The sequence below is a fragment of the Paenibacillus sp. BR2-3 genome (assembly GCF_046529485.1).
Classification (GTDB): domain Bacteria; phylum Bacillota; class Bacilli; order Paenibacillales; family Paenibacillaceae; genus Paenibacillus_AQ.
On record NZ_CP126311.1, the window covers coordinates 4251072 to 4274505 of the forward strand.

At 48.9% G+C, this 23434-nt stretch carries 21 protein-coding genes and 1 pseudogene; 3 read left to right on the plus strand and 19 right to left on the minus strand.

Annotation, left to right across the window (positions count from 1 at the left end; all coding sequences use genetic code 11):
* Positions 1-77 precede the first annotated feature (77 nt).
* The 15 genes from gatB to PaeBR_RS20580 all read right to left on the minus strand — a co-directional run bounded on the left by gatB (position 78) and on the right by PaeBR_RS20580 (position 15768).
* Entirely contained in the window at positions 78-1514 is a 1437-nt protein-coding gene (gene gatB, locus PaeBR_RS20510) for an Asp-tRNA(Asn)/Glu-tRNA(Gln) amidotransferase subunit GatB (protein ID WP_410512332.1), read from the minus strand.
* A gap of 31 nt (positions 1515-1545) precedes the next feature.
* Positions 1546-3003, minus strand: a complete 1458-nt coding sequence (gatA, locus tag PaeBR_RS20515; protein ID WP_410512333.1) for an Asp-tRNA(Asn)/Glu-tRNA(Gln) amidotransferase subunit GatA — start codon at positions 3001-3003, stop codon at positions 1546-1548.
* A 30-nt stretch (positions 3004-3033) separates the two neighbouring features.
* On the minus strand, positions 3034-3321 hold the full coding sequence (gene gatC / locus PaeBR_RS20520) for an Asp-tRNA(Asn)/Glu-tRNA(Gln) amidotransferase subunit GatC (RefSeq protein ID WP_410512334.1): 288 nt from the start codon (positions 3319-3321) through the stop codon (positions 3034-3036).
* A 218-nt stretch (positions 3322-3539) separates the two neighbouring features.
* On the minus strand, positions 3540-3923 hold the full coding sequence (locus PaeBR_RS20525) for an ATPase (RefSeq protein ID WP_410512335.1): 384 nt from the start codon (positions 3921-3923) through the stop codon (positions 3540-3542).
* Between the two features lie 105 nt (positions 3924-4028).
* Entirely contained in the window at positions 4029-4811 is a 783-nt protein-coding gene (locus tag PaeBR_RS20530; RefSeq protein WP_410512336.1) for an ABC transporter permease, read from the minus strand.
* Positions 4808-5713 carry an ATP-binding cassette domain-containing protein gene (locus tag PaeBR_RS20535; RefSeq protein ID WP_410512337.1) on the minus strand — a complete coding sequence of 302 codons (906 nt, stop codon included), beginning with the start codon at positions 5711-5713 and terminating at the stop codon, positions 4808-4810. Before PaeBR_RS20535 ends, PaeBR_RS20530 begins: the two co-directional genes overlap by 4 nt.
* Before the next feature lie 11 nt (positions 5714-5724).
* Positions 5725-5916 (minus strand): PLD nuclease N-terminal domain-containing protein, encoded by a 192-nt coding sequence (locus PaeBR_RS20540; RefSeq protein ID WP_410512338.1) that lies wholly within the window; start codon positions 5914-5916, stop codon positions 5725-5727.
* 25 nt (positions 5917-5941) lie between these two features.
* Positions 5942-6169 (minus strand): hypothetical protein, encoded by a 228-nt coding sequence (locus tag PaeBR_RS20545; protein ID WP_410512339.1) that lies wholly within the window; start codon positions 6167-6169, stop codon positions 5942-5944.
* Entirely contained in the window at positions 6166-6501 is a 336-nt protein-coding gene (locus tag PaeBR_RS20550; RefSeq protein ID WP_410512340.1) for a DUF5345 family protein, read from the minus strand. The genes PaeBR_RS20545 and PaeBR_RS20550 overlap by 4 nt, the downstream gene beginning before the upstream one ends.
* Positions 6491-7027, minus strand: coding sequence for an RNA polymerase sigma factor SigY (gene sigY, locus PaeBR_RS20555; protein ID WP_410512341.1), 537 nt, complete (start codon positions 7025-7027; stop codon positions 6491-6493). The genes PaeBR_RS20550 and sigY overlap by 11 nt, the downstream gene beginning before the upstream one ends.
* Positions 7028-7109: 82 nt before the next feature.
* Entirely contained in the window at positions 7110-7370 is a 261-nt protein-coding gene (locus tag PaeBR_RS20560) for a hypothetical protein (protein ID WP_410512342.1), read from the minus strand.
* A gap of 152 nt (positions 7371-7522) precedes the next feature.
* The gene (locus tag PaeBR_RS20565) at positions 7523-13516 is read right to left on the minus strand and encodes an S-layer homology domain-containing protein (RefSeq protein ID WP_410512343.1); all 5994 of its coding nucleotides are present in this window, start codon (positions 13514-13516) and stop codon (positions 7523-7525) included.
* Between the two features lie 439 nt (positions 13517-13955).
* A complete protein-coding gene (locus tag PaeBR_RS20570; protein WP_410512344.1) occupies positions 13956-14582 on the minus strand; it encodes an MBL fold metallo-hydrolase in 627 nt (208 codons plus the stop codon).
* Between the two features lie 5 nt (positions 14583-14587).
* Positions 14588-15154, minus strand: a complete 567-nt coding sequence (locus PaeBR_RS20575) for a thioredoxin family protein (RefSeq protein ID WP_410512345.1) — start codon at positions 15152-15154, stop codon at positions 14588-14590.
* The gene (locus PaeBR_RS20580) at positions 15151-15768 is read right to left on the minus strand and encodes a DedA family protein (protein ID WP_410512346.1); all 618 of its coding nucleotides are present in this window, start codon (positions 15766-15768) and stop codon (positions 15151-15153) included. The genes PaeBR_RS20575 and PaeBR_RS20580 overlap by 4 nt, the downstream gene beginning before the upstream one ends.
* 201 nt (positions 15769-15969) lie before the next feature.
* Here PaeBR_RS20580 and PaeBR_RS20585 point away from each other — a divergent pair.
* Positions 15970-16083: pseudogene (locus tag PaeBR_RS20585) on the plus strand (ArsR family transcriptional regulator); the annotation flags it as partial.
* 63 nt (positions 16084-16146) lie between these two features.
* On the opposite strand, the gene PaeBR_RS20590 reads toward PaeBR_RS20585, so the two are convergent.
* The 4 genes from PaeBR_RS20590 to PaeBR_RS20605 form a co-directional block, all read right to left on the minus strand.
* Positions 16147-18276, minus strand: a complete 2130-nt coding sequence (locus PaeBR_RS20590) for an O-antigen ligase family protein (protein ID WP_410512347.1) — start codon at positions 18274-18276, stop codon at positions 16147-16149.
* Between the two features lie 351 nt (positions 18277-18627).
* Entirely contained in the window at positions 18628-19812 is a 1185-nt protein-coding gene (locus PaeBR_RS20595; RefSeq protein ID WP_410512348.1) for a class I SAM-dependent methyltransferase, read from the minus strand.
* A gap of 80 nt (positions 19813-19892) precedes the next feature.
* Positions 19893-20519: a PhzF family phenazine biosynthesis protein gene (locus tag PaeBR_RS20600; protein WP_410512349.1), complete on the minus strand. Its 627-nt coding sequence runs from the start codon at positions 20517-20519 to the stop codon at positions 19893-19895.
* Positions 20519-21190 carry a DUF6483 family protein gene (locus tag PaeBR_RS20605; RefSeq protein ID WP_410512350.1) on the minus strand — a complete coding sequence of 224 codons (672 nt, stop codon included), beginning with the start codon at positions 21188-21190 and terminating at the stop codon, positions 20519-20521. The genes PaeBR_RS20600 and PaeBR_RS20605 overlap by 1 nt, the downstream gene beginning before the upstream one ends.
* 190 nt (positions 21191-21380) lie before the next feature.
* On the opposite strand from PaeBR_RS20605, the gene PaeBR_RS20610 reads away from it, so the two are divergent.
* Both PaeBR_RS20610 and PaeBR_RS20615 read left to right on the plus strand, forming a co-directional pair.
* Positions 21381-21920, plus strand: a complete 540-nt coding sequence (locus PaeBR_RS20610; protein ID WP_410512351.1) for a helix-turn-helix domain-containing protein — start codon at positions 21381-21383, stop codon at positions 21918-21920.
* Complete coding sequence (locus PaeBR_RS20615) at positions 21920-23248, plus strand: MFS transporter (protein WP_410515260.1); 1329 nt, start codon at positions 21920-21922, stop codon at positions 23246-23248. Before PaeBR_RS20610 ends, PaeBR_RS20615 begins: the two co-directional genes overlap by 1 nt.
* Positions 23249-23434 lie beyond the last annotated feature (186 nt).

The following is a 23434-nucleotide window of genomic DNA, read 5'->3' on the forward strand; positions in this document are numbered from 1 at the left end:
ATAGACCGAGAAGGGCCTGCCGATGTCGACAAGCCCTTAATTTATGTCACTCCATTATATTACCCAATAAAAAAAATCTAACGATCCAGTACTTCTGCCAGCAGCTTGTTGGCAAGACCCGGATTCGCTTTCCCCTTGCTTTCCTTCATAACCTGTCCTACAAGGAAGCCTATCGCTTTCTGCTTGCCTGCTTTGTAATCCTCTACGGATTGCGGGTTCGCAGCTACGACCGCCTCAACGATTCCTTTGATAGCCCCTTCATCGCTGATCTGTACCAGACCCTTCTCTTCTACGATGACTGCAGGCAGCTTGCCGCTCTCCAGCATTTCCTTGAAGACGGTTTTGGCAATTTTGCTGCTGATGGTTCCGCCGGCAATCAGGCCAATCATCTCGCCCAAACCTTGCGGCGTTATCTTTACCTCAGATAATTCCAAATTGTTCCCATTTAAATAGGCGAGCAGGTCCCCCATGATCCAGTTGGCTACAGCTTTGGCGTCCTTGGTATAGCTTAGGGCTCCTTCAAAAAAATCAGCCAGCAGCATAGAGGAAGTAATTACACCCGCATCGTAAACGGTAAGACCGAACTCTTGGCTATAGCGGGCCTGCCGCGCATCGGGAAGCTCAGGTATAGTGGCCCGGATCGACTCCTTCCAGGCATCGCTAATATTCAGCACGATCAGATCCGGATCAGGGAAATAACGGTAATCATGCGCTTCTTCCTTGCCGCGCATAGACAAGGTCTTGCCCCCGGCTTCATCCCACCGGCGCGTCTCCTGAACAACAATACCGCCGTCATCCAGTATTTCACCTTGCCGGTATTGTTCATATTCAAGGCCGCGGAGCACACCGCGGAAGGAGTTCATATTCTTGAGCTCCGCCCGGATCCCAAATTCCTGCTGGCCTATCGGCCGGAGACTGATATTGGCATCACAGCGCATGGAGCCCTCTTCCATTTTCACATCGGACACATCGCAGTATTGCATAATCGCCCGAATCTTCTCCAGATAAGCACGCGCTTCTTCCGGTGATCTTAAATCCGGTTCAGACACGATTTCAATAAGAGGTGTTCCTACCCGGTTAAAGTCAACGAGTGAAGCAAAACCTCCGTCTACGTGGGTCAGTTTACCGGCATCCTCCTCCAAATGGAGGCGGGTGATTCCGATCCGTTTGGTCTCCCCGTCCACTTCGATATCAATCCAGCCGTTCAAGCCGATAGGCTGATCGAACTGCGAGATCTGGTAAGCTTTTGGCGAATCGGGATAAAAATAGTTTTTGCGGTCGAATTTACTGACATCGCCTATCGTGCAATTCAGTGCCATCGCTGCTTTCATCGCGTATTCCACCGCCTGCCGGTTCAGAACCGGGAGCACGCCGGGATGGCCCAGACACACAGGACAAGTGTGCGTATTGGGCGGAGCGCCGAATTCTGTGGAGCAGCCGCAGAAGATTTTGGACTGTGTGTGAAGCTCAACGTGAACCTCAAGTCCGATGACCGTTTCATATTTAGATGACATAGTAACCCATTCCCCTCCTTTTTGGAAGATATTACAGCTGTGGACGCTGCTTATGATGTTCTGTATTTTGTTCAAAGGCATGCGCTACGCGCAGCACTGTTTGCTCATCAAATTCCTTACCGATAATCTGCATGCCTACAGGCAGACCTTCAGCGAAACCGCAAGGAATGCTGACGGCAGGGATACCGGCAAGACTTACCGGAATGGTAAGAATATCGTTCAAATACATCGTCAGCGGATCTTCGGTCTGCGAACCAAGCTTAAATGCCGTCGTTGGCGCAGTCGGCCCGATTACAACATCGTAGTTCTTAAATACTTCATCAAAATCCTGCTTGATCAGGGTGCGCACCTTCTGCGCTTTTAAATAATAGGCATCGTAATACCCTGAACTCAGTGAATAGGTTCCCAGCATAATCCGACGCTTAACCTCCGGACCAAATCCGCGGCTGCGGGAGTTAAGATAAAGGTCAAGCAAGCCTCCGCCTTCATCTACACGCTTACCGTAACGGACGCCGTCGAACCGTGCAAGATTGGAAGAAGCCTCTGACGAGGAAAGTAAATAGTAGGCCGCCACTGCATATTCTGTATGCGGCAGGGATACCTCTTCCCACACGGCGCCGAGCCCTTCCAGCACTTTAAGGCCAGACAGTACCGCATCACGCACACTGGCATCAACGCCTTCACCCAGATATTCCTTCGGCACAGCAATGCGAAGTCCTGAGACGTCGCCGGTGAGCGCACTTAAATAATCAGGAATGTCCACCTTGGCCGAAGTAGAGTCCTGGGCGTCGTAGCCGGCAATGGCTTGCAGCACATAGGCTGAATCCTCTACATTACGGGTAAGGGGACCGATCTGGTCAAGGGAAGACGCAAAGGCCACCAGCCCGTAACGGGATACAAGACCATAGGTTGGCTTCAGGCCGACCACACCGCAATAGGAAGCAGGCTGACGGATAGAACCGCCTGTATCGGAGCCGAGCGAAAAGAATACTTCGCCTGCAGCTACGCTCGCCGCAGAACCGCCGCTGGAACCTCCCGGAACACGTTCCAAATCCCATGGATTGCGGACCGGTCCAAAGCTGGAATTCTCGTTGGATCCGCCCATGGCGAACTCGTCCATATTCAGCTTTCCAATGGTTACGGCGTCTGCCTGGCGGAGCTTGGCGGCAACCGTAGCATCATAAATTGGCTGGTAATTGGTCAGAAACTGACTGGCGCAGGTGGTGCGCAGTCCCTTGGTCACAATGTTGTCTTTAATTCCGGCAGGAAGCCCAAATAACAATCCGCGTTCTCCTCCAGATGCCAGCTTATCATCCAAAGCCCGGGCAGTCGCACGCGCTCCCTCTTCATTCAAGGTCAAAAAGGCATGGATGTCTCCATCCCGCCGGGCAATGGCTGACAAGGATTCTTCGGTCAGCTCACTCACCGACACCTCTTTGTTATTCAGCATATTATGTAATTCGGGTAATCGATATTGAAACAGGCTCAAAATTACATCCCCTTTCCTAATTGATTTGCACTATTCCAGGACAGCAGGCACCTTGAAATGTCCATCTTCCTCATCCGGTGCATTAAGCAAAGCAGCCTCTTGGGACAGGCTCTCTTTAACAACATCTTCACGCATCACATTGCTGACCTGCAGCACATGCGTCGTCGGCTTAACATGATCCGTGTCAAGCTCATTCAATTTCTCTGCATATTGTAAAATAGCATTCATTTGTTCAGTTAAGGTTGCCTCTTCTTCCGGGCTTAACTGCAGACGGGCCAGCTTGGCCACATGCTGCACATCGTTGACCGTAATGCTCATAAGAAATTTCCCTCCTAATGTAAAGGGCTAAAGTGCCCGGATAACGTTACTAATTATATTGTACAAGCCTGGACAATTCAATGAGCTCTATGTCCGGAGGACAATTTTTGACAATAAAAAAATAGGGATATCCGCAAAGCCATGAATGGCTTCTAAGGCCCCCCTTGATTCATAAGATCAGAGTCATTTATAAAAAAGCCGGCTTTCGCCGGCCTTTCTTAAATCCAAGCCCGGAGATTCACCTGTTTGATGAATTCCGCCTGGGACATACTTTCTTGTGAAGTTGTCTCTAGCTCTTCCGTCTCTGTAGATTCGCCGTTCATCAAATGATGGAACAGCTTCTCATTGTACGTAGACAAGGCATAATCAATCAATGCCTCTCTTGTAGCCCTTTCTGCTTCCTCTACCAGCAATTCTTCTTCCGCTTCCACGTCCTCTGCGGTGACGTAAAAATTCCGGTTCGCCTGAGGCACACGAATGACATAATCAAACGCGTTATCCGGATTGCGGTCGTAAGCAATAAGGTAGCCATAATCCCCGATAGGAAGATTCTGCTCGAAAGCATCCGCAACAATGACAATCTTCTCTCCTAATCGCAGCATCGCCCTGCCTCCTTGAATCAAATCTATCGATTTGCTTATTTCAACAGTCTACTAAAAAAAGATAGTGCTGTCTACTAGGAGAGGTTGCCATTGGACCCCGGCTAATTAATTCGCCAGCTTATTCCTTTTGATCGACAGGGCAGCTCCGGCAATACAAAAAACGATAAGAACTCCTGCCGATAGAAGAGGTCCGACCAGAGCGGTACCGATACTTGCGCTTCCTTCCGTAAGCAATACAGCGGAAAGACCCTGCAGACTGGCAGGCGTCCAATCCATCCATAAAGGCAGCAGACTGTTGAATAAGGTAAGCCCGGCGCCTGACAGCAGGGCCATAAAAGCAGCGACGGGACCGCGTAGACAAGCACTGAACAGCAGGGTCAGCGACACGATGCACAGGAGCCATAATCCATATAATCCCGTAGCGGACAAGACATTATTCCACGATAAGACACCGATTAGCTGTTCCGTATAATAGGCTGCAGCGGCTGCACCCAGCCCAAGACAGAGGGCCAGCAACGTCAGGTATGCAGACCATTTCGCAAAGATTATCGCCATTGGAGATATAGGCCTTACCTGTACCAATTCTGCGGTTCCGCTGTATCGTTCACCAGACAGGCTGTTCATTGCAGCCAGCACCAGCACAAGCAGGCCAATCGTTCCATACTGCCCTAACGCCTCTGCCATTGTTACGGCTGCGCCAGGCATTTCATAGGTTTCCAGCAGAGCCGGCGGTACATCCCCTGATGCGCCAAGAATTTCCGGCATATAATAAGTTACAAGCGGTTGCATAATACCTAATATAATGAATACCACCGGAATCCAGGCCAGCTTGTAGCTGCGGGCCATCTCCCGCATTTCTTTTTGAAAATAGACCCAAGCGCTCCTCATGATCCTACCACCTTCATAAATAAATCTTCCAGCGTGGATGAACCCGCCTCAAAGTGCAGCAGCGGAATCCCAAGGCTTGCAGCCTCCTGAACGATGACCCGGCGTGCCTCCCCAACATCATTAACATTAAAAAAGGCGTCCACCCCGGAAACTTGACCCTCTAGCACAAAAGACTTGGCGGACAATGACTGCAGCCACTGTATAGCTTCCTGCTGTTTCTCGACGCGGAGACGAATAACCGGAATACGATAGCGCAGCCGCAGATCGGCCAGTGTGCCATGCTCCGCAATCACCCCTTGGTTCAGCAAAATAATATTGTTGCATATTTCTTCCGCATCGTGCAGCACATGCGTGGAAAAGATGATTGTAGTTTCTTCCCGGATTTCCCGCAGCATCTCCATCACCTCACGCCTCCCAATCGGGTCCAGCGCAGATACCGGTTCGTCAAGCAGCAGCAGGCGGGGACGATGCACAAGTGCTTGTGCCAAACCGAGTCTCTGCTTCATTCCACCGGAGTAGCCGGCAATCCGGCGGCGTGCAGCTTCCTTCAAACCCACCCGTTCCAACGCTGTTGCCGCCATGGCTGCGGCCTCCCCCGATCTCAAACCGCTCAGCTTGGCGGCAAAAATCACGTATTCTTCTCCGCTCATCCAGCCGTAAAAGGCAGGAGCCTGGGGTAAATATCCCAACTGCTTCCGGTAGTCGGTTCCGGGCTCTGCGCCTTCAAAAGATATTCCGCCCGAAGTTGGTGCAAGCAGCCCTGCCAGCATACGAAGCGTAGTAGTCTTGCCTGCACCGTTCGGTCCAAGCAGGGCTGTGCAGTGCCCTTTCTCAATATTAAAGTTTATATGATTGACGGACAGATGCTTGCCGTAGCTTTTGCATAAATCACGGACTTCCATCAGGGGAGGCATTAAGCATCCTTCCTTCCAAAGGTAAAGTAAGCGATGCTGCCGAGAAGATTCCCAAAAATAAGAATGATCAACCATAACCATTTCGGGCCCCTGGTAGCTTCCGCTTTCCGCAATGAAAACAATCCGATGACTGCCAGCAAAGCCTGAAGTGCAAGTAAAGGCCATACTAATGACCACTTTATCTCTTCCAATTGAAAACCCTCCTGTACTTTAGTTTTACTTCCCCTGATTCCCCACCTTGCTCCGCCGCACTATGTCGGGAAGCACTACAACTAGTAAATAGACCACCGTCGGCATTGGAAGGCCTGTAATTCCCCATAAGCCCCAGAACCAGGCTCTCTTCCCCCGCTTCCGGGCATTACGAAACAGGCAGGTACCTTGGAGCAGTAAACCTGCAGCCAAAAGGAAAAACAACCACAACGGAATATCCTGGAGATCATTCATTCCTCCGCACCGTACCCCTTCCTGGGAATGCGGGAAGCGGCTGCAATAATTAGAGCGGCTGCCGGGATAGCCCCTTGAATCACCAAATAAATGAACGGTGCTTCATTCAGTAGGGCCAGAAATACACCCACAAGACCCAAAGACAGCAGCCAGAAAAGCAATAATTCCTTACGCGCCCGGTTACGGAGTCTCACACTCTCAGCCGTTATTTGCAGGGTTAGTGCGCTAAGGGATGGCGGTGTTATGTCTTCATAGGCCCTATCCAAGCGTTTAAGTCCCAGGTCAAGCCTCTCCAGAAGGGGATCGGGAATCTTCTTATTGTCACTGTTCATCTTCACCCAGCTCCTTTCGTAATTGGCGCAGTCCATAGGCTACGCGGGATTTGGCCGTTCCCTCCGGAATTAGCAGCATGCTTCCTATTTCTTCATACCCATAGCCATAATAATGCTTCAGAAGAACAGCAACCCGCTGCGACGAGGGCAGACGGGATAAAGCGTCCAACACATCGCTCCATTCCTCATTGCGGCTCTCAAACTGCCACCGGATGGACCGGATACCTTGTTCCTGGCTGCGGTTCCATTCATGTTCCCGTTTACGCCGCCGCATCCGGTCGAAATATAATCTCGTGGCTATGGTAACCAACCAGGAGGAAAATGACGATGAGCCGTTATAAGCAGAAATTTTCTCCATGCACCTGACCATCGTATCCTGGCAGACATCTTCTGCAAGCGCCGGATCCAGTGTTACTTTGAGCAGATATTTATACAGGAAGGTGTAATGATCCTGAAGAAGCTGCGCCAACGCTGAAGCATTGCCCTGCTGCGCTTGCCGGATTATTGTTGCATTACTTTGACTCATCTTCTCCCCCGTCGTTCTCCTGAAATGTCATATGTAATACGCCGGACTCCTCCAATTCGTTCAACACCAAAGATACAAAAGTTCAAAATTTATTCCGTTGCTCCCAAAGCCTTCTCCGCCAAGGCTGTACTGACCCTCTTGCATTAGGGAATTTCCAGAACTCAGGAGTGAGGGGATCAACCGATTGCAAAGAAGACAGCGCATTATCGCTGCCTTCCTTATATGTATAGTATTGCTCAGCTTCCCTGCAGAGGGTTCTATCCTCCCGTTGGGATATCCGTTCATTCTTGCCGTCATTTTCACTGAAATATTGTCCATAATCCAGAAGGTATTGCATGTCCACTCTCAAGCAAGCTCCCCCATTCAGCAGTCGTAACCATAAAAAGACAAAAAAAGAACGCAAACCGGGATTATTCCACAGTCTGCGTGCTTCGCGTAGGTAAATGTTACATTTAATTAACAGTATTGTAGCAAGTTTGCATCCTCATGTCCACCTTAAATTTCCCGAGTTTTGTCGGTTAATAATTTAGAAATCACTTGTGCACTTTCCGCACGATTGGCTTGCCCTTGTGGGGCGAACTGGTTATTGTCGCGACCTTGGATGAATCCAAGCTGAGCGGCTGCATTAACCGCATCTTGTGCCCAAGCACTAATGTTTGCACGATCTGCAAATCCTGCTGTGTTGCTTGCCTTTACCTTCTTGCCGACTTTCACTTCATAGGCCTTTACAATCATAACCGCCATTTCCTGGCGCGTGATTGTAGCGTCCGGTACAAATGTATTGGCAGTACGTCCGGATACAATGCCCGCTTCATCCGCTGCTGCTACAGCTTCTGCATACCACTTGGAGCCGTTTACATCCTTGAACCTTGCTTCTTTCGTTGCTTCTAAACTAAGTGTACGAACAATCAATGCCGTAAACTCAGCGCGTGTTACAGGTTTCAGCGGTGCAAATTCAGTATCGCTCACACCTGTAACGATGTGCTTCGATGCCATTCTCTTAATGACATCATATGCCCAGTAATGGCTCGCTACATCCTCAAAGGATTTATCGTATTCAAGAACAGCGTACTTACTGAAGTGTCCTATGCTGGCAGTGATATTGCTGCCGTTTAATTTTCCACCAACATACTCTAGGGTTCCACCATCAGCAATGTAATAAACACCAAGCCGGTCTTTGTTGGCAGACTCATTAACCTTTAATGTAATTTCAATGGGTTTTGTGAACTTGGTTAACTTGTGCTCTTTTCCGTCTTTACCCACGATTGCTAAATTGAATTCAAATACATCTCCAGCCGCTTTAACTTCAGCCTTTGATTTCCCCTTCGCTTTGTTGACAAGCTGCTGTGCAGCTTCATTCATTAATGGCTCTGCACCAAAGGAAATATGTGCATCCTTCAACTCCATTTGGGTTAATAGAGACTTCAATTCTTCAAGTAATACACCATCAATTACGGCTTCAAACTTCTCATTTTTCACTACCATGTTATTGTTCTTATTAACAGCTTCAGCAGTTACCGGCAATAGAACCTTACTCTTGCCATTTGGAAGCGTTACAAGAACCTTGCCATCTGGATTAGCTTTTGGATTCACCACTTCCGCTTTAGGATCGGTTGGTTGTGCTGGGGTCGTTGGAGCAGGTGTTGAACCGTCGTCACCATTCCCCTCAGCTTTGCGAATCGTTAAGTTAATCGTTTTAGTTGCTTGAGATGCACGACCTTTATCTGTGTACCATGGCTGTGCCAAGGTTTCAGCAGTAGGTTCAATGTGTAGTACGAAGGTGTTAACACCCGACTTGAGCGGAATGTTCGGAACCAGTACATTACCGTATTGATCCATCGCACTCTCAGCAATTGGAGTGTTATTGATATTGAACTTTACGCCATACGGCACCTTAGCTTTTAAAGTAAAGCTAGTTTCATCTACGGGTGCTGAATATTCAATATCTTCACCGTAAGATATACGAGGCATGGAAATCATCATTGGCATATCTACCCAACGAAGTACATAATCATCAACCAACATTTTGTTGCCACCTTCATTTTTGATCGTTAACTGCATGTTAGTATCTGTGGATCCATATGCCCAATTGCCATGATCTTCAGTATCATTCGGCACACGGGTATGCGAAGTGAACGCTTCTGTTTCCCATGTTCCTCTTGTGTACTTATACTGAATAGATTTTCCGGCCATCATTTTAAAGGTGTACTCTACGACATCGCGATTGGTTGCGCCGCTTGGAACCTTCAATTCGGTACTGCCGGCATTCCATCCATTAAGGCTGCCTGCAATAAAAATTCCGTCCGCAGAGGGTGTATAGGAAGGTAAATGCAATCTTAACGTTACATCTACCATAACCAATTTTGGCGTTACTGTTTTATCATCAGAAAATGCTCGATTGTAAGATCGATCAAATGTGGCTACCTTATAAACGTATGGTGTATCATTACTTACTGCATAATCTACGTAGAAGGTAGCGGTTTTCTCAACCGTTGCAATTTTAGTGAATGCCGTATCTGTTGATTTTTTACGGAAAATATCAATCCCGCTAATATCTGTGCCAGTAGATGCCCAGTGAAGGTTGACTAAATTGGATTCCACTACAATGTCCGCTAAGACAGGTGCTGCCGGAGCTGTTGTATCATTCGCATCTGCGTTAGCCATCAATGAAGCTTCTGTTGTTTGAGTATAATTCTCGCCATTGTCAGTGGATACCTTGGCAAAGTAATGGAACTTTCCTGCTTCAGTAGGCTCGAAGGTAGCATAGTAGACCTTTTTGCCGTCTGCCGTATCTTCTTTATAGCGAAGTTTAGTATCCTTAGCATTAGCTTTGTCTGTACCTTCCGGATAATAAGCTAACCTGGCGATCATATTAGGTGCCTCAGCATTTGCAAATGCAGCATTGTTCGTCAAGCCGTAAACTTCAATCGTCACGGTTATTTGACTTGTCTTATTCCCTACTCCAACAGTCATATTTGCTGCTTGAGAAGAGATAACTACACTGTTGATTGGAAAGGAAGGTGTTGCGGATACCATATCCAAAATGGCACTTTCGCCACTCCCTTGTGCTGCTGTTACGGCATAATAGTATTTGCTGCCATTCGTTACGGCATCATCTACAAATGTAAGGTTAGTAAGTCCTGTAGCTAAGGTAGTTAATACTCCACCTTCAATTGGGGCACGGTAAACATTGTAGCTGTCCGCACCTGCAACGGCATCCCATGTAAGGTTAATCACACCGTTGCCTGCTGTCGCAGTAACATTTTGAACAACCGGCACTTCAATTAACGCGCCTTCGGATACCATCATATACCCTGTCTGAGCGGGAATGGTGATATTAAGTTTTCCAGCGGTCACTGTAGCTTGAGCCGTTCCGTATAGCTGATCTTTTAAAACTACGCCATTTGGAATAAACCCGGCTACATTCGCCTCAATGGTCGCATCCGTTGTCCCTTTATTGATGATCACCAAGCCTGCTTTTGTCGCATTTTTTCTGGCATAAGCAATGATATCACCCTGGGCATAAGCTACCTTTATATCACCCGTACGGAATACTTCATTGTCATTACGGACTTCTGCAGCTTTCTGATATACATTAAATAACGAGGCATACTTACCTACACCTGTAAATTCACCATGATTTTCGCTTACCCGCTCCCATGGGAAGGTTCTTCTGGAGTCGGGATCTTTCGTGCCTTCCAGACCTACTTCATCTCCGTAATAAATAGTAGGCGCTCCAGGGTATCCCATTTGGAAGATGGCTGTCAATTCTTGCAATTTTCGTGCAGTTTCTGTTGCATCCTGCGCCATTCCTAATCTGTTTTCTTCATATTGTGGATAATCCAGTTTGGTTATATTTCTAGTGGTATCATGAGAACCTACTAAATTAAGCATGACTAACCAAGCTTCTTTAGGATAATCCTCACGAATAGATTCCAGTGCAGCATCCATAGTTTGCGCATTGCCGCCCGTTAAGAAGGACTGCAAGGCACCTCTAAAGCGATAGTTCATGACCGAATCGAATTGGTTACCCAGCAGGTAATGCGTAGCTACCCCCCACTCTTCTCCTAAAATAATAGGATCTACAATGGGCTGGCCGCTGGCATTGGTTAATCCCGTTTGCGATTTCACAGCCTTACGGAACTTCTCCCATGTACCAAAGGATACATCTGGTGCTACGTCCAGCCGCCATCCGCTTGCACCCATCCAGTTCCAAACTTGAGAAGCTGTGTTCTTCATCGCTTCCTGTTGTTGTTCCGGGGTCATAGTGGACAAGTCATAGCCAATAACATGGTTTCTATAGCTCTTTACGTTCCATTCATGTGTGCCTTCTATAGCGCCCGCATCACCTTCTACCGGCTCAATCGCATCCATCGCAGGCAGGGAATCATAGCCCCACCAAGCATCATATTTATACATGGATACATTATCACGACTTTTAACCTTTTCGTTGTGGATCGTAAACCAGGTGGTAAACTCAAAGTCCTCTGGATACTTATAGTTCTTTCCTGTTGCAGGGTTGACCTGACTGGTAAATCCTTTAATCACCTCTTGCTCTGCTGCTTCCAGAGTCATCTTGTCAACATTGACATGGTCATAAACCGCTGCCCAATACTCATAAGCTCCAATTTCAGGGTATTTCTCATAGCGGTCAAAATAAATGGAATCATCGCCAACATGGTTAAATACTCCATCAGCGATAATGTGAATGCCGCGTGCTCTTGCTTCGTTAGCAAATTGGATAAACACAGCATCAGAAGCTTTTCTTGTAGCATCATAATTAAGACCTGACTTTGGATTCCCAGGCGTATTGTAAACGGGCTTACCCAGCATTGGATCCAGATGTTTATAATCTGTTGCATCATACTTATGGTTCGAACCCGCCCAAGCAATAGGGTTAAAGTAAATTGCCGTTACCCCGATGGATTCAAGGTAATTTAGTTTCGCTTTTACCCCCTGGATATCGCCGCCGTAAAATTCATTCGTCCAGACTCCGTCTGTCTTAGATCCGGGGTAGTAGGGTGCATTCTCTGGCGTCAGGCGATCCGGCATTTCCGGAATGTCACTCCATTCGCCCCATACTTGGTTAGGTGTAGGGTCGTTCGCCACACCGCCATCAAAATACTGAAGCGGGAAAGCATTGATTGGCTCACCTGTACGATCTTCATCACGATTACCACGGTAGCCATCTACAGTCTTGGCACGGTTATTGCCTTCATCCCCATCAAAGAAACGATCAGGGAGGATTTGATAAACGATCGCATTTTTCATCCAGTCCGGTGTTTTGAAATCAGCAGCGTACACTGTCAAGTCAAAGGCAACCGCGCCTGCATCAACGGCTCTGCCTGTACCACCACGTATACTGTCATCACCATATTCAACTTTTGTAGAGCCGTCAATTAAGATAAATTTATATCCCCACACGCCGATACCTTGGAAATCAGCAGCTGGAATAAGGGTTTCAAAGTAGTCTAAGTTACCTACTGACGTAACTTTTCTCATGTCATAGCTTTTTGCCAATGCCTTTTCATCGATCAACTCAACTTTGGCAACTTGCACATCATCTTTTTCTGCTGCAATACGCAGGGTTAAATCTTGTTGTCCTTCCGGAATGGCTCCAAAAGGCTTCTTGTAAGTGATGGAGCGACTGTCAAACCTAATGGCTTCACTCTTAATCATCCCATCAAAGTTACCCTCAGCCGGTTTATAATCGTGGGATAGAAATTTAGATGCAGCTGAATAATTAATCGAAAATGTGACATTAGCTGGGTCCACAGTGGCTAGCTGTAGATTGTTTCCTCCTTCATTGCCATAACTCTCATCCCAATTGGTTCCAAAAACTACTTTGGCTTCATATGAACCAACAGGGATGCTTCTTTGAAGCTTGTAAACAGAATTATTGAAATTATAGTCTACAAAAAATTGCTTGGCGGCAGACGGGTCCCAATTGTTCTCACTAAAAACCGATTGGACTGTCCCTACGAGTCTAGGCCATTTACCAGCTGTTAGTGCAGGTATGTATTGCGGCAGCCCTGCTACTCCAGCCAGATTAATACGAGCTGCATTTAATTCATCGTTAATATAAAAGTTTACTTTTGTTTTTTCCGTAAGGGTTAACGAGAAATTGTTACCATTATTGGAGTAACCATCCCATGTTCCATTTTTCGTAAGTTTGAATTCATGCGTTCCTGCATCCAAAACGGTTGAGTAAGCATAAAATCCTCCGACAAGATGAGTAAATTTCGCTTGTGGATTCGTATTATTCCAAACACCTTTTAACCCGGGCACGTACCATTCGTTGGTACCGCCTGGCTGACCCACAAATTCATCTGCATAAACGTCACCTGTTACTGTAGCTGAAATACTGGAGCCTCCAGCCGCTGCAAAAGCTGTCACCGGTCCAAATGTAGTGAAAAATAGCTGCAGAAGCATAATAGCGCTAATAAACAAAGAGATATTTGCCTTATTTCTTCGAATATATAATTGCATCCAATTAACCTCCTTTTATCTTTAACACTGTTGATGAACGCCGCCCGGGTCAATTTGCTTTGCAAGAGCGACAGTCAAGTTGTGAAGATCATTATGCACCCCCTTTCAACATAAAACTGATGACTACTTCACATCCGAAATATGCGCAAACGTTTGCAAAAAAAGAGAAATAAATATAATCTGGACGACACTTTATATTGTGCAACAGATTATTTGCACAATATAAATAAATGAAAGCGCTTGCTATATACTATTTATCATATTACTCTTGTTCCTAAATCAATGTCAACCCGTAAATCCATTCGTTTTTTTTCGATAAAATCATAAATAGACATGGACACCTAGATAACGACAACGTTTGCACAATGTTGCACAGCACAAAAAAGACTCAAGCCATATTATGCTTGAGTCGCAATCCATATTCAGACAGGAAATTTCCTCAGGAAACATACGGGTTACGGGCACGCTCGTACCCGATGGTTGTCCGCGAGCCATGTCCCGGATAGACCTTCACCTCATCATCCATCTTGAACAGCTTGCCCCGGATAGAGTCAAGCAGGTCCCGTTCCCTGCCTCCGGCAAGATCGGTGCGCCCTACGCCAAGTCTAAACAGCACATCACCCGAGAAAAGATCATTTCCGCAGAGGAAACTGACGCTTCCCGGAGAGTGTCCTGGCGTATGATACACCTTGAAATCGAGTCCGATCAGCTTCAAGGTCTGACCTTCAGCAAGGTCATACTCTGCAGGCTCGGTCGTTAGCGGAGGGGAAACATTCGGCCACATCAGTGAGCCGTTCAGCTTGGGATTGGTGAGCCATTCGCTCTCCAAAGCATGCAGATACACGGGACAATTCTTCAGTTTACGAATTTCGTCAACGCCGCCCATATGGTCAAAATGCGCATGGGTCAGTAAGATCGCTTCGATCTCCATCTCTTGGATACTCCGAACCAAAGCGGCAGGGTTCATACCGGGATCGATAATAACACCACGTGAAGGATCAGCACCTGTCAGCAGGTAAGCATTCGTCTGAAGCGGCCCTAAATTATAGTTACGGATATTCAGCATTTTGTTTAAAATCCGGAGATCAGACTGCGCAGTTCTTTGGCGATAGCAGCCTGTGATTCCGTTCCTTCCCCATAGGCTTGCCCCATGGCTTTACGTACTTCGGCGATCTTACTCTCATAATCGGGAGCCTCGCGGTCGGGATTTTCCCGTTTGAACTCGTTCATAAGACTCTGGACATGCTGCGGGCGAGGACCCCAGTGGCCCAGCACATACCCGCCAGTATCGGCGAAGATAACAATAGGCACCGCGCGCCCGCCCATGGTCAGGAAGTTATCCATAACCTCCGGGTTATCTTCCAGTATCAGAACTTCAGTCTTGATTCCGGCAGTCTCCAGGATCCGAAAAACAACCGGAACATTACGTACCACATCGCCGCACCAATCAGCAGCAAGAATAAGCACACGCAGATCGTCCCGGTGATTCAGACTTTTAAAAAACTCCCGGTCACTTTCATCTTCCCACGTGAATTTCTCATACCAGGATTCAAATGCCTGCTGATTTCGGGTCATACCCTCTACAAATTGACGTGGGGTAAGACCCTGATTAAATTTAGGGGCTACATTTCGCTTCATTTTCCGCTACCTCGCTCCTTCTTGGATTTGTACCATTTGAACAGGAAGTAAATGGTAACCATAGCAATCGCGCCTAAAATGATTTCCTGCGTATACTGGGAAGCGAGTTCATCAATATCTTTCCATTTATCGCCCAGAGTCATTCCCAGGTACACAAACAAAGCGCTCCACGGAATAACAGCGAGTGTAGTCAACAATGTAAACTTACCCAAAGGCATGCGGGATATACCAGCGGGAACTGAAATCGCATGACGGACCACCGGGATAAACCGGGCAGTGAAGATTACGCCTGTCCCGTACTTATTGAACCACTCTTCCGAATGGTCAATTTGCTTCTTTTTGATAAAAATGTATTTGCCGTATTTCTCCAGAAACGGCCTGCCGCCATAACGTCCAATCCAGTAAACAAATATCTGTGCAATTACACCGCCTATTGTTCCGAACAGAACCGCGCCAAAAAAATTAATGTGTCCAGCCCAAACCAAGTATCCTCCAAAGGCCAGCACAATTTCACTCGGAATCACTTCAATCATTAGTCCAATCATAATCCCGAAATAACCAAGGCTCTGAATCCATTCAAACAATTGCGAGATCAGATCAGAAATAAAATGCAATCCAGTTCCTCCTCCCATTTTTTTCTCAAAATACGGCTTGGCTGATGTACAGCGGGTACTAGCCGTTTCTGCTTTATGTAGCCAGCGTCTCTTCTCTTAGACTATTCTAGCATATGAAAAGGTACGACTTCTACTTATGGGCTTTGTCAGCAAAGGACGGCGGGATTAAGGCATGAAACCAATAAAAACAGATATCCTATTATTGACAGTGAGGCTGCGAATGAATCCTTCAAAGCACTGGCCGACCCCACCCGCCGCCAAATTATCCGTCTGCTGCGGGAGAAGGACAGAACTGCCGGAGAATTGTCGACTGAGACAGGGACGAGTACGGACTGGAATAGGCGGAGACAGACAGGCAGAGACCTCTTTCTGCAACTCTCATTTAGCAGAAATTACAAATATTAAAGATTTCAGCCGTTGGCCTATGCTAACGGCTTGTTCCGTAAGATGGAAGCTGCGGTCATTATATCTCCCGCCGTCCGCATTGTCCGCAAGCAGCCTGTATTGACGGAGCAACTCCAATCCGGAAGCCGCACTGCGCAGCGCCCCCTCCTTATCTCCGGCTGCCAGCCTCCGCTGGCTTAGAAGCAGCATTCCATCTATCGCTTTCGTTCTTTTGCCGTAATTATAGACATCCAAACTCAAGCTTCGCCGAACCCAATACAGCGCTGCTCCCGGGTTATCCCCGCCCATAAAAATTTCTGCCATTACCCAGTTTAAGGCCGGATTCTCCGGTGAATAACTCAGGCTGTTTTTGAGTAAGCTTTTGCTCCGCTCCTTAGGCAGTTGTTCCGAAAGCGCAGCCGCAGTCCGTGGCGATAGCTGATTCCAGTGCAGCGATTGCTGCAGCAGTACCTTCTTTTCCGCAGGGTTAGAAGCAACCATAGCTGCCCGGTACAACCCCGCACCCATCTGGGCACGCCAAGATATTAGGCAGAGAACAAGGGATGAACAACAGACCGCAGCGGCGGCGATAGTCTTTGTACGGGTATGGATTGACATACGATCCGAACTTTTTAAGGTGGAATTTGCCGGAATGGCTTGTGTGAAAAGCGTACCCCGGGCATCAGCAAAAGCAAGCGCAGGCAACCAGAATACCAGCAGCCATACCAGCCCATAGCTAAAGTCAAAATCGACTGCACTATGCAGGACGATTACTAAAAAGGGAGGAAGCAGCCGCGCAGAGTGAACAGCCAGCAGCCAGCACATTGCAGCCAGCATGAGTGCGACGGCTGCCAGACCTGCTATTCCGAGATTCAGCAGAATATCGAGATAACCGCTATGCACCTGGCTGCCCACATAAGGGCGGGACTGGGCGGCGAGGTACAGGCTCCGCCAGGTCTCTCCTCCCCTGCCCAGCCAGGGTGCCTCTGCCGCCAGCCTCCAGGCGTCGCGGTAGAGGAGGACACGCGCGGCGACAGTCGATGACGGTCCGGTGATCCGCGCGTGCACGTGCAGCAGGACGGCGGCGGCCCCCGCCGTCCACCCCAGCGCCGCCAGCACCAGCACGGCGGCGCGGCCCCCGCCCGCCAAGCTGCGCTGGCGGCGGCACAGCCACAGGCCGGCGAGCACCGCGCCGGCCCAGAGCCCGGCCAGCGCCAGCAGGCCGGGCAAGGGCTCTACCGCCAACCGCGCAGCGGCCAGTTGGCGGTAGAGCAGCGCCGCGGCGGCCACGGGCGCGGCGCCGGCGGCAAGAAGCGGCGCGAGCAGGCGCCGCTTCCAGGGCAGTGCGGCGGCGCAGGCGCAAGCCGCCGCCAGCCACGCGCCGCGCGACTCGCTGAGCAGCAGCGCGGCGGCGTACGGGAACAGCGGCAGCATGCGCAGCAGCGCCGCGACTCTCCGCGGCTCTCCCGCTCTTCCGGCATAATAATCGGAGACGGCAAACAAGCGTTCCAGCAGAAACACCGCCATTATTGCTCCGAAGGTGTTGGGATATTGGAGTAATCCACCCAGCCTGGCTCCTGTAACGCTGACACCCGGGGCGGAGCTGTAAGCTATGGAATAGGGTATCGGCAGACCTCCGCAGACAGCAAGCAGACTGCTTATACTTAGAGTCATCCCCACTGCGTGCCAGCCAGCTACGAGAAGACGCGTTGCCCCTTTATTTCCAGTACTTATATAGGCCAGAACGGCAAAGGTGCCATATAGACTCCAGCGCAGCAGTTCATTCATTGTTCCTTGGGCGGATAGGGGTCCCCGCAGCCAACTGAACGCATAGAGAACACCTATAAGGAAGGGACAGCTCAGCATAATAACAACAGCTATGCTTCCCTTCATTTCTGCTTTTCCCGGGAAATTATGGAATTCATCCTTTGTGTGTACGGCAATAATCCAATACCCAATAACCAGTGTCCACAGTGCAAACCACCCGGCTGCGAATGGATATACATCTTCGGCAAAGAAAAAACCGCGCTGCAAGATAGAGATCAAACCCGCTGTTAATAGGCCTGCGGCACATAAATAAGGTACTTTCGGGCTTAAAACACCTCTCTCTTTATCGCTTAACATTTCAATTACTCCTGTTGTTTTTATTTACCCTCCATTATTGCCAGATTAGTCCATACCCAACAGAACTACTCAGACCGTTAATTGCATTTCATACAATTATTCAAGCAATAATCGTTCAATTGCCGCTGATAGCTGTACTTGATACACTTATATATCGCCAAAAGGCTCGTTCACCTCTCTTTCCCCGGAAATAGCTGCACGGAGTACAATTAACAAGCAATTAGGTGTGTAGGCCTGATTTATAGTTGCATAATATGCAGTTATGAGGGTTCCTCCTTTCCCCGGCTCGTAAAAAAACAGGACAGCAAGCTTCCACCAAGGAAGACTGCTGTCCTGTTCTTATATTTGTATTTAATTATTTTTTCCTGGAAGCAGGTCTGCACACACCTTCTCCAAATACGGCTTTGCACCCAGAAAATCACGGAATGCGCTGTATTCACGCCACTTTGCGGCTTGGTCTCCGCTTGCGCTTTTGACCGCACGGATCAGAATGTTCTTCGGAGTATGCTCCATATCGATAAATTCTAGCAGCTGGCTGCGATAGCCCATCAGATCCAGCAGCTTCGCCCGGATGGCATCCGTAGCGAGCGCCGAGAAGCGCTCCTTCAAGATACCGTGAGACAATAACGGCCCCATGACCTCACTCTCAATTTGCGAGAAAAGCTCATGCTGGCAGCAAGGTACGGAGAGGATCACCGAGGCGCCCCAGCGCACAGCCTTTTCCAAAGCAGCGTCGGTCGCCGTATCACAGGCATGCAGAGTTACGACCATATCCACCCTCTCCAGCTCATCGTACTCCGCAATGTCACCCACCAGAAAGCGTAGATTGTTATACTGAAGCTTGCTCGCGAGCATGCTGCAATGTTCAATCACATCTGCTTTGAGATCCAGTCCGACGATGCTCAGTTCCCGTTTCTCACGTACGGCCAAATAATGATAAAGCGCAAACGTCAAATACGATTTGCCGCAGCCAAAATCCACAATCGTAAGCGGGCGGCCTGTCGGCAAATCATCCAGGACATCTTCGACCATCTCCAGAAAACGGTTGATCTGCCGGAACTTATCGTATTTTTTGGCAAGCACCTTACCCTCGTTATTCATAATTCCCAGTTCTACCAGAAAAGGAACCGGCTCTCCCTCATTCAGTACATAACGCTTTTGGCGGTTGTGGGCCAGATCGGGCAGCGCTTTTTTGGTCGGGGATTTGGTGAGGATGGATACCTTTTGTTTTTTGCTCAGCAGCACCTGATAATCGGCTTCCTCAGTACAGAGCAACCCCTGGCGGAACGTCTCGCTGAGCAAAAGAAACAGTTCCCCGGCAGCTGACTCGGCAGGCACGTTGCGGTGCTCCACTTTGGCTCCAATATAGTAAGCAAACTGATAATGCAGCTTGCCTTTTAATTCAACGGGTTTAATCTGCACTTTAGTATAGGCGGCACTTTCTTTTTTGCGTAACTGGCTTAAACTCGCAGTAATCAAGGTACGGTCGCTAATCACTTTTTCAATAAGAGCTTTCAAGGATTCCACAGGGCACATCTCACTTTCCAGTATAAAAATAGAGACCATCGGTCTCTTGCAAACTTTACAAGCCTACCACGGACAAAACTCCCAGACCCTCACGGGGCAGGATGGAACTGGCCGCTTACTACAGTAACCGCTGGACCGGATATCGTTACCAGGCCTTCATTTATCTCCAGCTGCAAAGTACCGCCACGTTTGGAGGCCTGGTAGGCGGTTAACCGTGAACGGTTTAATCTCCCGGCCCAGTATGGGGCCAGAGCGGTGTGAGCTGAGCCCGTAACCGGGTCTTCATTCACGCCAATGTTCTCTTCCCCGATTCCCAATGCGGCAGCCAGTCCAGGTATAGAAGAAGTTGGAACAAGCTCGTAAGGAGGGAAATACAGCGAGATCATATCCTCTGAACGTCTCGCCGTCAGCAGGCCGCTTCGGGTATAAAATCTGGCCTCCTCCTCCATTCCCAGCCGCCCCGATTCCCATAATACATGCGCACTAGCCAGCGTAGCATGTCCGCACAGGTTTACCTCTACAGCGGGCGTGAACCAGCGCAGTCTATAACCCTCTTGTTCCGGCCAGAGGAATGCAGTCTCCGAAAGGTTCATCTCCCCAGCCACCTTCGACATGAAGCTCTCTTCGACTGGCCCTTCCAGCAGGCACACTGCGGCAGGATTACCTTTGAAGCTGCTATCGGCAAAAGCATCTACGATAAAAATAGGAATACTCATTAGACCGTCCACTCCTTGACTCTGGCAGTTGCACGAAGCCATTCTTCCCGTCCCTGCTGAACCTCTGCAAGCGGCAGATTTCCACGTTCCAAATCGTCGGGATCGATAAGCAGCAACCGCTGATACAACTCGCAGCCCTTATGAGCAACATCCTCCCCCTGATCCAACAACCGATACAGGCAATCCTCCGCTTTACCATAATGTCCGGTTGACTCCAGGTACGGCAGCAGCAGATGCTCAGTCTTAAGCGGGAGCCGATAGGCTGCAACTTCTGCCATCACCTTGTCGATTTCCTGTTTGATTTGCAGCAGCTTCCTGTCTGCACCATGAAGATCTGCGTAAAGATACAAGTGCAGGGCTTTCATCCGCCCCGATACCGCAGCATACTCTTCCTTTTTTTCTCTATAAATAACCGCCTCTTCTTGCAGCATACGGGCTACACCTTGCAGCTTGTCTGCCTCCAGCCCTCCGCCCATACGGAACATATCTATAATATCCTCAACCGACAACGAGTTCAGAAGACGTGAATTCAACCGGAAATGCCGATTCAACAGCTCATCGATTTCCCATAAAGCTTCCGTGGTTTTCCGCTCTTGCCTCAGCGTGAGCACCTTGGCGATCATCTGTGTCATATCCTCCACCATCCGAAGGATGTAATCTCTGCGGAACATTCAGCACGCTCCCTTCCGTTACAGCAGTTCTGATTATTTTAAACCATTCCCTTCCTCATTGCCACCGGGGGCTTCCGCTGACTGGCGTTGACAAAAAAGCCAGGTATGGGATACACTCTAACAAAACCAATCTGGATTACAGATCAATCTACTAAACAGACCGAATATCAATGGGTTTCAGGAGGTATTTATGCCCAAAAAGAAACAGGAGCACACAGAGCTCACTAGCACGCGGCAGCATTCAGATGCACCTCTCCCCATTTCGGAGGAGCAGGGGAAGCTGCTGGAAAGCGCCCTGCGTATCAAAATCATGCACGCGTTTGCCCATGAGCCGCTCACGTCCAAACAGGTTGCCGAAAAACTGCAAAAGACGCCGGGTAATATCCATTACCATATCATGAAGCTGTTTGAGGGCGGGCTGCTGGAGCTTGTCCGGACCGAAGCCGCAGGCGGGATTCTCCAGAAATTTTACCGTTCCAAGGCAACCTGGTTCAAAATGCCGAATTTTAACGGCTTTAAGTTTCGCCCGGAGGATAAAGTTGAACACTTCTTAACAAGGCTTACATTAGCTGAGGATGAACTCGAGAGGTTTCGCTATGAATTAAAGCAATTCATTTCAAAATGGGAATCCGACGTGACCCACGGTGAAGAATACGGGATTGATTTTGTCATTGGGCGGCTGCAGCCGATTAACGACACCAATCCTGAGAATGGAGGTGTTCCTAAATGATGCCGGCAAGAACAACTGAACAAGCCAACAGCAATCCGCTGCGCAGTTTTGCAGCACCTTTTGCCAAGTCGCAAACGTTCCTCTTTCTATGGCTGGGTCACCTCATCTCTTTTCTTGGAAGCTCTGTAACGATGGTCATTCTGCCCGTACTCGTCTATTCCTTAACCGGTTCAACGACCACAATGGGTTTCGTGATGGCCGTTTACATGCTTCCTAATGTGCTCATGCTCCCCGTTGCCGGACATATCGTTGACCGGTACGACCGGATCAGGATTATGATGATCGCCGATATCGCCCGGTTTTTCATTATGGGTGCAACAGCGGCTCTTGCTCTGTCAGGTCTGCTGAGCATTCCGCTGCTGTTTCTGCTGGTCGGATTCTATGGTCTGTTGGATGGCCTATTCCAACCGGCTTACGCAGCGGTCCGTGCTACCGTATTCACCCCGGATATTCGTGTTGCCGCCAACTCCCTGACACAAATAACTACACAAGCCGTACGGCTGATCGGCCCGGCGCTTGGTGGTCTGCTGGTCACGCATTGGTCTGCGGGTTTCGGGTTCGGGATTGACGCTTTTACATATTTGCTATCGTTAATCTGTCTGATCTATCTGCGTAAAAGAATAACTGATCGGCTGCGAGTTAAGTCTCCCGCTAAAATTCAAGATAAATCCTTAACCGGGCAGAGAGTTGCCATAGAGTCTTTAAAAGCAGCACCATCTCAGCAGCATTGGAAGGAAGATTTCAAGGAGGGTATCGCCGTTCTGCGGGGGCATCCCTGGCTGTGGATCACCATATTGGCATTTTCATTCATTAACATTTGTTACGCGGGGATTATCAGTGTCCTTATTCCATGGTTATTCAAGGTTTATCACGGCTGGGACCCTTATGTGTACGGTCTGGCTGTAACCTTCTCGGGAGGTGGAGCGATTATCGGAGGGCTTTTGTTTGGTATGAGGCCCCATTGGAAGCATCGAGGAATTATGGCTTACGGAGGGGCGTTTATCAGCGGTATCGCACTGATGGCACTGGCATTTGTTCCCACAGCAGCAGGGGCGATCGCCCTGTTCGCCATTGAGGGGTTCGGCCTCATGATCTTCGGACTGATCTGGGAGATCAGCCTGCAGGAGCTTGTCCCGGAGGAAGCCTTCGGCCGTGTAGCCAGTCTGGATATGCTAGGTTCATTTGCGCTGCTGCCCATCGGGTATATCATTGTGGGTTGGCTGGCCGACCATATAGGCGGGGTGGCAACGATCGCCATCTGTGCCGGGGTCGGTATGGCTACCATCGCTTTCGTGCTGAGTATTCCGGCAATCCGCAAGTTTCAATGATGCCATTTCCACTTTTCAGCAGGATCACGGTAGACTATGTGCAGACGCTCCGCGAACGGAACGTTGCTCCCATCGTTGTTGTCTCCGGATTTATTGAATATACCTAAACGGTATAAATCCGGAGACAAAGACGACCGCTGCCGCTTGTCCGCAATCGTTCCGTCCTCTCCGCTGCTTCGGCGCTAG